The following is an 11,737-nucleotide window of genomic DNA, read 5'->3' on the forward strand; positions in this document are numbered from 1 at the left end:
TTCACTCCTTCTGGTAGAAAACGTCTATCATTGATCCGTTAAAAAGGGCGCAACTCTTCTCTATCCAGCCCCAATAGCTTTACAAGACCCATTTGCTCGAGATCACTTTTTGTTTTTTCGGTGCCATACTGATAAATGAGTTGGTAGATGGCCCTCAGGTTGTCATCGTATTCGTCGTTGTCCCGATCCGGCATGTCAGACCATAGTGTATGCCCATGCATCCACATCATGAAATCCCCATGGACGCAGTTATTGAACAAGTCTCGCATCATGCCTACTTGAACATCGGTCGCTTCGATCTCAAAATCGTACGTGGCAGAGCCTTTTTCATCACGGATTTCTGCCACTGTCGTTCCTGCTTGTAAGGTCACGTAGTAGTGTTTCTTATCCAGTGTCACTCATCTCCTTTTTGGATCGCATCACCGACTTGAAAACTTTTCCTCCTTACCTTGTGCAAAAATCGTGAAAACATGTATATGACGAGCAAAAAAGCCCTCCGTCATGGGAGGACTTCTGCCTATTTGTTGCTAAGCCTATCTGTTACGATCGATCTTCTTTCCGCAAATTATGCCCGGTGTTCTCTCCCGTTTTCGGAGGAGTGCTGCGTGAGCCGGCGGATGCTTCTGTTGGACGTTTGTCTTTGTTGTTGTGCTTGGACATGTGGTTCCCTCCCTTACTCGTGAGTGGCTACCCATGTAGTATGTCCCTACCATTGAAATGAAAAAACACCTTGACTCGCTATGCAGGCCAAAGTGCTTGTTTGTTGTTATATTCCAATAAGAGAATCGAATTATTTCACGACTAATTTTGCAACCATTTTTCCATGATCCGGTCCACAGATCACGTTGCAAAAGATAGTGTACTCACCAGCTGTATCGATTTTCATCGTTTTGCTGCCATCTTTTTGCATGTCTACATCCAGCCCTTGGATACCAATACCGTGAAAGCCTTCTGTCGACTTGAAGTTGAGCGTGAACTCTTCGCCAGCTTTTACTTCAAAGGTTTCTTGATTGAATTTCCAGTTACTAGCTTCGATATTCACTTGTGTGCCAGTAGTCGCTGCAGGAGCCGCTGCATCCGTGCTAGCAGCTTGATCCTTGCCTCCGCCGCATGCTGTAATCAACATTGCAGACAATGCAACTGAAGAAACCAACAGACCCCACTTCTTATTCACAATGACCCCTTCTTTCTTCTTTTTCTACACTTCCATCTTACTCGATGAAATCAATCCAAAATCTGGGATCGTGTGAACGAACAGTGACGAATTGGGGAACGATTGATGAACACGAGCGCTCATGATCGATTGATCCCGTATACCGTGATCTCTGGAAAGCAATTCAGCCGGACTGGCAGTCTTGAAGTACCAAGCCCGCGACTGATGCCAAATACGCCAACGGATTGATCCTCTTTTTGCCCGACATGAAAATGCTTGTAGGCACCAATAGTCCAATTGAACAAGCGAACTTGTCCCCCATGAGTATGTCCGGTCAAGAGAAGGTCAGCTTTCAAACTCTCACTGTGAATCAATGAGATTATATTGGGAGAGTGGGCCAAAAATATCATTCCCATCAGGATACACAAAACAATCGTCGTCATCATTTTGGAACAATTCCCCTTCTCACCCGTCTTATGGTTAATAGGAGTGGATCAGTCATGATGCTTCAAAAAAATCGTGGTACCATAGCAGTTCTTTTCTCGATAGCGATTCTTTTTACCTTTTTCATCCACCCTTTCCCTGCGTCAGCCTGTAGTTGTGCCAGACCTCCCGACACACTAACGGCAAAGGACTTGTCTGCTGCTGTTTTTACAGGGAAGGTGCTACAGGTGAATGAGCGTACAGACTGGATTGGTATGCTTTCGTTTTGGGATAAACCAGTTCGGGAAGGTTTTGACGTTATGTTCGAGGTACAGTCCACTTGGAAAGGAGTAGATCAGCAACAAGTCTTGATTGTCACCGATGGGCTTGGAGGCGCATGTGGCATTCCTTTTCAATTGGGGCAAGAATATCTTGTCTATGCGTTTTATGGGGAGCTAAATGAGCTAGAAACCAACATCTGTACACGAACAGTCCTCAAAGCAGATGCAGGAGAAGACTTGCAAGTATTGGGGTCTGGTACAGTGCCTGTCCCTTCAGCAAATCTCAATTGGAATGATTATTTTGCCATAGTTATTGTTATTGTCATCATCATCTCAGGAGGAGTCTTGTTCTACCTCTTTTGGTTCCAAACAAAACGGAGACGATAGATCACCTCGTCTCCGCCCTCATTCATTTCATGGAAGATAAGCCTTTGCACGATACTCCGAGAGATTAAAGGACTGCCAGCTATTGTCCTCATACAAAATCTCTTTTCGCTCCTGTAGCATCTCCATAAACCTCTCTTCTACCTTTTTATCCCGCACAAGCTCTATAACCACTGGTATGGCGTCATAAGACAGCTCGCTCAGATACTCGATGTCGATGTGTCCAGTCGCATGATAGCGCTGTACATTGTTTTTGGCAATGATGACGTCCATATTGATGTAGTTCAGAATGACGTAACTCACTAGTGTCACAATCGCGTAATACTTGATCAGGGAGAAACCGTCGCGCCAAATTTTCAAGAGAGCAATGATAAACAACACAAACAGAAAGATCATGAAAACGTGAGCTAACAGCCGCGTATGCGTATACCCGTAAGCATCCTCATACAGTGAGAGGCGAAAATAGGCGGACACGAGCATGAAACCTGTGCAAATCGTCAGCATACTCAGCAGAACTTGAATGATCCGGTAGAGCATTGGTTTTGCCCGTGATGCAAAGTGCATCGTACATAGGAGAATCAAGAAATTAATAACAGTAACCGTCACCAGCTCATTGAAGCCATTTCTAGCATACTCGGCGTACGTCAATTCATCTGGTAAAACTCGCTTTGCCCCGCTGAACAAATACGAAATCTGAATGTATGTAAACGCTGTGTACACCATATTGATGATCGCCAGAATCGTTACAAGGATAACCCCGTCCCAGACGATCTTCTTTTCTTCTTCAGGCACAGGCAATTCCACTACTTCTTCTCGTTTCCCGAAAAGAGAATACATGTAAGCAAACACGAGGATCGTAATGATCGCGATTAGCATCATTCGAAAGATTGCTTCAAGTGAATGGACATCAATGACCCTTCGCGGTATTTGACCCAGAAAATGTCCAAACACACTATCCGCATTCGAGAGCAAGGAGAGTACAATCACCAGCAGAGGCACCGAGATGCCGATTCCGATGAAAACCTTCTTCATCACCCCATACTTCTCCTGGTTCACCCTACCCTTGATCCATTCCTTTGACAACCGAAAAGGCATCCGCATATACTTCGGGGTGAAAAGGAGCAGCATCTCCAACATCTCCATGAAAAAGCCTGCCTCATACCATTTCGCTTGATGACGCTTGGTGATCAGAATCGTTTGGATCACGAATAAAAACGGAATCAATAACAGGTTGAACAGATGAAAATGCGGATTGGAAAATAGAAAAAAGGTAAAGGCCAATAGAAAAATCGGAAGCGTCCATATCCAGTCGAATACTTGCTTTCGAGAAAAGCGTATAGGAATGCGTTGCCTAGCCTGCCAAATAAAAAGACCATACAAGCCGATTACGAACAATAGATAAGAGATGCCAAATCCTTTACCGTAAAACATCCAGTCAAACAGTAAGCCGATCCCAAATGCCCCCAGCAATAGCCACTGTAAGCCTTTTTGTTCTTGCGTAACATCAGCCACCTTTTTCACTCCTTACTCATGCTTTTTCCTTAAAAAAGTCAAGAGCAGACTCCAATAAGGAGCTGCTCTTGTAAATACGCGCGCATCTGGATAAATGTTACATTTTTGGTTAGGTGTATCTATTTTAAATTCTGGGCAATCATCAGTAAATCTTTTTTCGTCAGAACAGGATTCATGGCAACCACTTCGATGAGTCTATTCTTGTCCTCTTGATAGACCTTTACGACCTTTTCTTCGGTTCCATCCATTAGCTTGCCAGCTATATACAGTCCCTCATAGTTTTGCACTTTCACTTTTTCTACGATGGCATCCTGTCCTGCTTCTTCCTCGATGTATTTCACACCTTCAAAATTCGTGATGGCGATGTATACGTCCCCGTCCCGCTCTTTTCCTTCACTCCCTTTGTACAACGTATAGACTCTATCAAAATTTGACTTAGGAGATACCTTTCGCACAACGATTTGCTTCTTCTCGTTCTCTGCTTCCTTGTACATTTCTTCGAATAATTCTGCTTGGCTATAATCAAATGGGTAATTTACATGCCCATTTACAAATTTGTAACCACCCGCTAGCTCAGCTGGTACCTCATAAAAGCTCCCCACTTCTTTCTGTAGTGGCGGTGTGGATTCATGAATAACAGGAATATAGGTGAAAGAAACACGTTTTTTCGGATTATCTGGGCCAGCCATATATACAGCTGCTCCCTCTCCTGGCTTAAGCGAATCCCTTACATCTTGAAAACTCTTCCAGTTTCCAGATTTACTTTGCGGTTGTGGAGTAGCAGTCTGCTGCACTTTTACAACGGCTTCCCCTTTTTCATTCTTCAATTCGTATACCTTCATGGCTGCATATGCGGATGTTCCCCCAAACACAAGAATCGCTGCGATAAGTAATCCCCATCTTTTTTTCACTTGCTTCCCCTCCGACCTCATTTTTTGTTCCTTCATTTTTTGAAGGACCTGTTCCTTGACATCGAAATCATCGGCGGCGGCAGTTAACTGTTGTTTCCAATCATCGGGTTGCTGAGATCGAGTCATGTCTATCACCGCCTTCATTCACGAGCATGTAGGATTTGCACTTTTTCAATGCCCGTTCATACTGTTTGCGCAGCGTAGCTGGCTTCGTATCAAACAACAAGGCCAGCTCGTCGTAGCTTCGGTCTTCCACCACACGCAAAATCAGGAGATTACGCTCCTTTACAGATAGCTTTGCTATTGCTACATGAAGAGGGTTGTTCAAATACTCCGTATCTTCTACCTTCTTTTCTCCCTCATGGCGACTGACCGTCTGAATCCCCGCTCGCAAAAAAGTGAACACACGATTCAGCTTCGCTCTGTTTAAGAGGTTCAGACAATGATGATACGCAATCTTATACATCCATGCCGAAAAAGAAACAGTGTGCCGATAGCTGTCCAGCTGCTCGAATGCTTTCAAGAAAACCTCCTGGACAGCATCCTCCGCTTCCTGTCGGTGTCCCAGCATGTGATAGCAGTACACGAACAACGGCTTTTGCATCGCATCGATGATCAAACCAAATTGGTCGATATCCCCGGCTCTGACCTCCTTTAGCGCATGCTCCATTTCGTTATGATCCAATCCCTCTCACCTCCGATTCGCACGTATAACAAACAAAGGCGTCATTTTGTGACACGATTTGGAAATTTTTTAACCGAATACTCCCAACAAAAAAACCTCTTCAACTCATGCGCAATATCTGCACAAGTCAAAGAGGTTTCTATTACTCTTAATCACCAAATACTAGCAAAAGGCCTTAGTCGTCACATTTCTCCGCTTTACCTTCAGCGAGTGCCGTCTTAAACGAAGATCCACAGCCACAAGAAGCGACTGCATTCGGATTCTCGATGGAGAAGCCTCCGCCCATCATCGATTCCTTGAAATCAATCTCTGTACCTTTAATGTATGGATAGCTGTCCTTGTCGACAACAATTTTCACACCGTTTTGCTCGAAGGTCTCGTCGCCTTCTTTTATCTCTTCGTCCCAGCCCATCCCGTAGGTAAAGCCGCTGCAACCACCAGTTCTGACACCTACCCGTAAAAACACATCGGGCTTACCTTCTGCTGCCAGCATTTCTTTTACTTTCAGACTGGCGCGCTCTGTCAATGTAATCATGCTTCTTTCCCTCCTTCACAGGCTCATTATTCCTGCACTTGTTACAACCAGTATATTCAGTTTACTAAGAAACGCTTCTTCCCACAAGGTTCCCCTGCACTTTACGCGTTCATTCTTTTCAAAATAAAAAAGAAGGGTTTCCCCTTCCTATGCAAAATGTGCATTGTTTTCCATTAGATAAAATCTATAAGCTTTCTTCCGGTTCCCTGCCTTAGACAGACTATGATCGATCTGGTTCAGTTCGTTGTGTAGTTGATCAATTTGTATACTGTATTCGAGGACATCTGGATGATCTAACCCAAACTCTAACCCCATATATACCATACGCTGTCGAAGGAGTTCGATTTTCTCGAGCAAAACGTCCCGCATTTGAAGCTCCTCCTAGTAATAGATCAGGCTTTCTTACTATATTTTACAAGAACAGCTAGAATTTCGCAAACAAAAATTCCTTTATTTCCGAAAATATACCAAAAATACGACGGTAATTGTTATATTTTTACATCCGCACCTTCCTTCTAGAGAGTTGGAGAACTTATGATATTGTTCGTACTTACCAAGAGGTTTATAATATAGGTGCTCTTGTTGCCCGAGATTTACTCTATTCCTAAGAGCCTTTCCACTCCCATGGAACGAATATCGATTGGGTATGACTGGATTAAAGCTCTTTCATCTAAGAACCATTGACTTTGAAAGGAAGTGTTTGGAATGGCGCTTGAAACGATTGCCATACAAGACAAATCTCTCGCCGGAATCGCAGAAAAAGTTATGCATGGCGAAAGACTTACCTTGGAAGACGGTGTCACCCTTTTTAATTCCAACGATCTTTTGACGATTGGACAATTGGCTAACGTTGTTAACTATCGCAAGAATCAGGATAACGTTTACTTTTTGCAAAATCTGTACATCAACCCAACGAACGTATGTGAAGCTCATTGCAAATTCTGTGGCTTCCGCCGCGATGAAGGGGATGAGGGTGCCTACACGATGAGCACAGATGAGTTGCTTCATTATGTAGAAACTCGCTTCCATCCAGGTATCCGTGAATTCCATATCGTAGGCGGACATAACCAGCACAAGCCATTTGAATACTACCTCGACACCATTCGTACCTTGAGAAAAGCGTACCCGGATGTAACGATTAAATCGTATACAGGTGCAGAGATTGAGTTCTTCTCCCGCATTTCCGGTCTATCCATCCGCGAGGTTTTGCAAGAGCTGATGAAAGCTGGTCTTCAAAGCCTTACAGGTGGTGGCGCTGAAATTTTGACTGAGCGCTATCGTATGAAAATGAGCCCGGAAAAAGCAAGTACAGACATGTACCTGCAAGTACACCGCACGGCTCATGAGTTGGGCTTGAAAACACATACCACCATGCTGTACGGCTCCATCGAGACATTGGAAGAGCGCGTGATTCACATGCTCCGCCTGCGCGAGCTGCAAGATGACACAAACGGCTTCATGGTGTTCATTCCATTGGCTGTTCAACCGATCAAAGCAACAGCTGGTATCAAACGCCGCAACTCTGCCATTGATGATTTGAAAACAATGGCGATCAGCCGTCTGATGCTCGATAACTTCCAGCATATCAAAGCATACTTCATCAACATCGGTACCCAGCTCACACAACTTTCTCTGCAAATGGGAATTTCCGATGCTCACGGAACCTTGATCGAGGAGCGTATCAGCCACTCAGCCGGTGCACTTACCCAACAAGCTCTGACTGTAGATGAGTTGGTTTGGTTGATCAAAGGCGCAGGAAAACGTGCGCTGGAACGCGATACCTTCTACAACGTAATCAAAGAACATTAATCCATGAAAAAAAGCTGATGCTCCCTTTCACTTGGGCATCAGCTTTACTATTTTGAAACATGCACGGTTGATCATGCTCCCCAATGAACATCCTAAGAGAACAACCTAAAGAGGAAAATCTGCATTCAGCAACTCTTCTTCCTCACGTAATTTCTTCTTGATTTTTACCAGTAATTCATCGGCTGTTGGAGCTTGTACCAATGTGCCGTTTACGAGCGCGAATGGCTCCATGTAGCATTCACCGCAATACCCCAGACAGCCGTACTCGAGTACGTCCACGTCCAGATCAGGATCATTTTCCAATGCATCCACGACGGATTGCGTATAGGAGGAAACATTGCTCGCGCAAAATTCTACTAGTGGTTTCATCTATTGTCACCTACCGATTATTTCGACATCATCACGTACTTTATTGTACCGCGACTTTGATAAAAATCCAGCGGAGAAAACGGGAAAAAGATTCTGCTTGCATTTTTAGTGAAAGAGACTAAAAATAGAGTGGGTGCTGTAAAAAACGGACAGAAGAAAGGACTAGACCTTCTATGAAACGACTTGTGATCCTTGGAGGAGGATACGGGGGTCTTCGTATTATTGAGCGAGTCCTGTCCCCTGATTTACCAGATGACGTGTTTATAACCCTCGTAGACCGTATGCCGTTTCATGGCTTGAAAACAGAGTATTACGCTCTGGCGGCAGGTACTACACCGGAATCTCACCTGCGTGTTAATTTTCCAAACGATCCACGCCTGACCGTCAAATACGGTGAAATTGCTGGTGTGGAATTGGACGAGCAGGTCGTCAATTTTACTAACGGGGACACCCTCTCCTACGATTGGCTTGTAATCGGATTGGGTTGTGAGGATCGTTACCATGATATCCCTGGTGCTGAACAATTTACGTGTTCGATTCAATCCATGGGAGCTACCCGCAACACATACATGGCAATCAATAATGTGAACCCATACGGCACGGTTAGCGTTGTGGGTGGTGGTCTTTCCGGGGTGGAAATGGCTGCTGAGCTACGCGAGAGCCGTCCCGACCTGAATGTACGCATCATCGACCGCGGTCAAAGCATTTTGAGCCCATTCCCGAAAAAGCTTCAGGAATACGCATCTCAATGGTTCATTGAGCACGATGTACAGCTTGTTTCCATGGCGAATGTCACTAGCATCGAGCAAGGGATCGTGTACAACCACAACCAGCCTGTTGAAAGTGATGTTATCGTATGGACAGCAGGTATTCAAGCGAACAAAATCGTGCGCTCTCTGCCGATCGAAACAGATAACATCGGACGCGCCAAACTAAATCAGTATCATCAAATCCAATCCCATACGAACGTGTATGTGGTGGGTGACTGTGCAAGCACCATCATCGCGCCAAGTGCACAAACAGCTGAGATCCAGGGCGATCAAATTGCCTTGATGTTGAAAAAAGACATCAAAGGTGAGGAGTATCCAGCTTCATTGCCTGCTCTCAAGCACAAAGGCTTCCTCGGTTCCCTCGGCAAAAAGGAAGGCTTTGCCAGCATGGGGAAAATGTCTCTAGTCGGTCAGATGGCTCGTGTCATCAAGAGCGGTCAGCTATGGATGTACAAAAAGCATATGGGATAAAGCACAAGCCTGTTGGCCGGATGGTCTAACAGGTTTTCTTTTTGTATCATCTAAGGAACCTGGCTGATCATCGAGGTTCTATCGTCAAATAATTCGAACAATAAAACAACAAAGCTTATTCCAGACTTTCTTTTGGAATAAGCTTTTTGCTTAGAATTATATCAAATCCGTTTATAACGAGATAAGAATGACTCTACATCATTGTACAGCCCGCCCTGATTGGCATATTTCACGTAATTTTTGACTGTTCGCAGCCAGTCAATGGTAGAAGGATGTGTGGATGCAATGGATTGCTTCAAATCATTCATCTGGATTGGGCGTTCAACACCTGACTTCATAATTTCCGCGATCACCATTTCTGTAGCAATCTCGACGACATTCTCGATGTCTGCCCCAGAATACAGGTCCGTTTCCTTGGCTAACCAGTCGTAATCGATCTCAACCACTGGACGTTCGGCCAGCTTGATTTGAAAAATGGTCTTCCTCGCTTCTTCATCTGGAGGTGAGACAAAAATCATCTTGTCGAAACGACCCGGACGTTTAAAGGCAGGGTCTACATCCCATGGCATATTGGTCGCACCGATGATGAGCATCTTATCTGTGCTGGTATCAATCCCTTCGATCTCGGTTAAGAGCGTATCAACAACTGTCCGCATCGTATTAGACGAAGCACGGCTGCGATTGTAACCGAGCGCATCCATTTCATCGAGGAACAGGACACTCGGCTTGTTCGCTCTCGCAGACGAGAAGATCTCTCGGAGGTTTTGCTCACTAGCGCCGATATAAGGATCGAGAATATCCGAAATATGTATGGGCACAAAGCGGGCACGGCATTCCCCTGCTGTGGCTTTGGCAATGAACGTTTTCCCGCATCCTGGAGGCCCATACAGGAGGATTCCACCCCCTATTTTTTTCTTGAAGAGCTCGAACAGTCCAGGAGACACAAACGGCTTGATAATTTTCATATGAATGGCATTCTTCACTTCGTGCAAACCACCAACATCCTCGAAGGTCACGTGATCCTTCACCTTATCCCGTCTTCCTACTTGTCCGCCAGGAATGACTTGAAATGAATTGTGGTCATCATGAAGTTGTTCCTGGTTATCCACTTCTTGGGTAGCTTCTGAGGCTCCTACCATAGCCTTTTGTGGCATGGAGCGCTGGCTAATGGAAGACTGGCTAGATGTAGTGTTTGCAGAAGCAATCTTTCCTAGCTCTACTATGATTTGCTGCTGAAGTGCATGATCGCTATAACGAAGCGCCTGGGTGAACGCTTGCAGCGCTTCGTTATTTTTGTTAATCTGCGCATATTCCAGACCTAACAGATACCATGCAGACCCATTTTCCGGATTGCTTTCTGCCATTTGCTTGACGACATCGATTTTATTCAAACGAAATTCCTCACTTTACAAACAATTTATAAACAAACCCCGAAATCCACGTGTAAACATTAAAGATGAGCAGAAAGAGAAGAATAGCCCCAAATGCTGGTGGATACAAGTAAATAGCCAGTAAAATGAGCCCCACACTCGCTATCCATGAACCAATAGGTCCTCCCAGCTTACGCACAATCCGGTTCGGAAAAAATAGGAAATGGGTCTCCTTTTCAATTCCGTCCAGAAGTTCCTTTACTCGCGAATTTGTCGGGTCTAGCATAAAAGCTTGGACCAGAGCTTCCTTCGCTGTTTTGTAATCATCTCGAAAGTAAGCCTCTTCTCCAATTTTGATTAGCTTGTACAAATCGTCTTCGGCTACTTGCATATACCCTGTCAGCGCTTCGTGCTTTTCTTTTTTCTTTCCGTCGATCATGCTCATATAAAACTGGTATTGCAGTACGGTTGAGTCCATCGGGTCTAGGCGTTTCGCTTCTTCCATCAGCAGCCTGGCCTTTTTTAGATGGCCCGTCTCGTACATCAAGAACGAATACGTAGCAATGATACTCGGTTCGCTGGGGTTTAAGGACAACGCAAAAAGCATCGCCTGCTCCGCTTCATACCATTCTTTTTGCTGTATCAGAATCAGTCCAAGGGTATTATATACATATTCTGTGACCAAGCCCTCATTGATGGCGTATGTACAAAGCTCATAGGCTTCTTCGTAATTGTCCAGTTGGTATTCACAATATGCCATCATATACAGCAGCCTGGGATGCGTTGCGTTTTTGGCCAATACCTGCTTAAATTGTTCTCTTGCCTGTTCATAGCGCCCCATCTCATAGTAGTGCTCGCCTAGCTGATAGAGGACAGAACTCTCCAAAACTTCAAGATCCATATAATAATGGCACTCCTTTTACTATATAAGCCACTTCGAGCATCCTGCCTACGAAAGAGCACCCAATAGCTGTTTGGAGCATTGGCTGAATTGTGGCATGGATTCCTTTATGAACCTTATATCTTCGTTCCATTAAAAAGTAATACGCAATCCCAATCCATGT

At 44.8% G+C, this 11,737-nt stretch carries 14 protein-coding genes; 3 read left to right on the plus strand and 11 right to left on the minus strand.

Features of this window, described 5'->3' with window-relative positions; translation table 11 throughout:
• Positions 1-38: 38 nt before the first annotated feature.
• The 3 genes from HPY28_RS21755 to HPY28_RS21765 form a co-directional block, all read right to left on the minus strand.
• Positions 39-398, minus strand: coding sequence for a hypothetical protein (locus HPY28_RS21755; protein ID WP_007716752.1), 360 nt, complete (start codon positions 396-398; stop codon positions 39-41).
• A gap of 392 nt (positions 399-790) precedes the next feature.
• Positions 791-1,174, minus strand: coding sequence for a cupredoxin domain-containing protein (locus HPY28_RS21760; RefSeq protein WP_017251340.1), 384 nt, complete (start codon positions 1,172-1,174; stop codon positions 791-793).
• Positions 1,175-1,293: 119 nt separating this feature from the next.
• Positions 1,294-1,599: a metallophosphoesterase family protein gene (locus HPY28_RS21765; RefSeq protein ID WP_254613171.1), complete on the minus strand. Its 306-nt coding sequence runs from the start codon at positions 1,597-1,599 to the stop codon at positions 1,294-1,296.
• A gap of 54 nt (positions 1,600-1,653) precedes the next feature.
• Here HPY28_RS21765 and HPY28_RS21770 point away from each other — a divergent pair, with 54 nt between their 5' ends.
• On the plus strand, positions 1,654-2,244 hold the full coding sequence (locus HPY28_RS21770) for a hypothetical protein (RefSeq protein ID WP_174231387.1): 591 nt from the start codon (positions 1,654-1,656) through the stop codon (positions 2,242-2,244).
• Between the two features lie 27 nt (positions 2,245-2,271).
• Here the strand turns inward: HPY28_RS21770 and HPY28_RS21775 are convergent, their stop codons facing one another.
• From HPY28_RS21775 to HPY28_RS21795, 5 genes are all read right to left on the minus strand, one after another.
• Entirely contained in the window at positions 2,272-3,753 is a 1,482-nt protein-coding gene (locus HPY28_RS21775; RefSeq protein ID WP_174225562.1) for a DUF4153 domain-containing protein, read from the minus strand.
• Between the two features lie 119 nt (positions 3,754-3,872).
• Positions 3,873-4,790, minus strand: coding sequence for a hypothetical protein (locus HPY28_RS21780; protein WP_174231389.1), 918 nt, complete (start codon positions 4,788-4,790; stop codon positions 3,873-3,875).
• Complete coding sequence (locus HPY28_RS21785; protein ID WP_173622953.1) at positions 4,765-5,349, minus strand: RNA polymerase sigma factor; 585 nt, start codon at positions 5,347-5,349, stop codon at positions 4,765-4,767. The genes HPY28_RS21780 and HPY28_RS21785 overlap by 26 nt, the downstream gene beginning before the upstream one ends.
• Before the next feature lie 175 nt (positions 5,350-5,524).
• Positions 5,525-5,884, minus strand: a complete 360-nt coding sequence (erpA, locus tag HPY28_RS21790; RefSeq protein WP_017251346.1) for an iron-sulfur cluster insertion protein ErpA — start codon at positions 5,882-5,884, stop codon at positions 5,525-5,527.
• 147 nt (positions 5,885-6,031) lie between these two features.
• A complete protein-coding gene (locus HPY28_RS21795) occupies positions 6,032-6,253 on the minus strand; it encodes an aspartyl-phosphate phosphatase Spo0E family protein (protein WP_017251347.1) in 222 nt (73 codons plus the stop codon).
• 336 nt (positions 6,254-6,589) lie between these two features.
• On the opposite strand from HPY28_RS21795, the gene mqnE reads away from it, so the two are divergent.
• A complete protein-coding gene (mqnE, locus tag HPY28_RS21800) occupies positions 6,590-7,693 on the plus strand; it encodes an aminofutalosine synthase MqnE (RefSeq protein WP_017251348.1) in 1,104 nt (367 codons plus the stop codon).
• A 105-nt stretch (positions 7,694-7,798) separates the two neighbouring features.
• Here mqnE and HPY28_RS21805 read toward each other — a convergent pair whose 3' ends face one another.
• A complete protein-coding gene (locus tag HPY28_RS21805; protein ID WP_173622952.1) occupies positions 7,799-8,062 on the minus strand; it encodes a YuzB family protein in 264 nt (87 codons plus the stop codon).
• A gap of 173 nt (positions 8,063-8,235) precedes the next feature.
• On the opposite strand from HPY28_RS21805, the gene HPY28_RS21810 reads away from it, so the two are divergent.
• Positions 8,236-9,303, plus strand: coding sequence for an NAD(P)/FAD-dependent oxidoreductase (locus HPY28_RS21810; RefSeq protein ID WP_017251350.1), 1,068 nt, complete (start codon positions 8,236-8,238; stop codon positions 9,301-9,303).
• A gap of 161 nt (positions 9,304-9,464) precedes the next feature.
• On the opposite strand, the gene HPY28_RS21815 is transcribed toward HPY28_RS21810, so the two are convergent.
• The gene (locus HPY28_RS21815; RefSeq protein WP_173622950.1) at positions 9,465-10,694 is read right to left on the minus strand and encodes an AAA family ATPase; all 1,230 of its coding nucleotides are present in this window, start codon (positions 10,692-10,694) and stop codon (positions 9,465-9,467) included.
• 10 nt (positions 10,695-10,704) lie between these two features.
• Positions 10,705-11,574, minus strand: a complete 870-nt coding sequence (locus HPY28_RS21820) for a tetratricopeptide repeat protein (protein ID WP_017251352.1) — start codon at positions 11,572-11,574, stop codon at positions 10,705-10,707.
• Positions 11,575-11,737 lie beyond the last annotated feature (163 nt).

The sequence above is a fragment of the Brevibacillus sp. HB1.2 genome (assembly GCF_013332495.1).
GTDB classification, from domain to species: Bacteria; Bacillota; Bacilli; order Brevibacillales; family Brevibacillaceae; genus Brevibacillus; species Brevibacillus porteri.

Excerpts from the sequence above, each read along its gene's own strand:
- HPY28_RS21765 (WP_254613171.1), bottom strand. The coding sequence starts at position 1,599 with ATGATGACGACGATTGTTTTGTGTATCCTGATGGGAATGATATTTTTG.
- HPY28_RS21770 (WP_174231387.1), top strand. The coding sequence starts at position 1,654 with ATGATGCTTCAAAAAAATCGTGGTACCATAGCAGTTCTTTTCTCGATA.
- HPY28_RS21780 (WP_174231389.1), bottom strand. The coding sequence starts at position 4,790 with ATGACTCGATCTCAGCAACCCGATGATTGGAAACAACAGTTAACTGCC.
- erpA (WP_017251346.1), bottom strand. The coding sequence starts at position 5,884 with ATGATTACATTGACAGAGCGCGCCAGTCTGAAAGTAAAAGAAATGCTG.
- HPY28_RS21795 (WP_017251347.1), bottom strand. The coding sequence starts at position 6,253 with ATGCGGGACGTTTTGCTCGAGAAAATCGAACTCCTTCGACAGCGTATG.
- mqnE (WP_017251348.1), top strand. The coding sequence starts at position 6,590 with ATGGCGCTTGAAACGATTGCCATACAAGACAAATCTCTCGCCGGAATC.
- HPY28_RS21805 (WP_173622952.1), bottom strand. The coding sequence starts at position 8,062 with ATGAAACCACTAGTAGAATTTTGCGCGAGCAATGTTTCCTCCTATACG.
- HPY28_RS21810 (WP_017251350.1), top strand. The coding sequence starts at position 8,236 with ATGAAACGACTTGTGATCCTTGGAGGAGGATACGGGGGTCTTCGTATT.
- HPY28_RS21820 (WP_017251352.1), bottom strand. The coding sequence starts at position 11,574 with ATGGATCTTGAAGTTTTGGAGAGTTCTGTCCTCTATCAGCTAGGCGAG.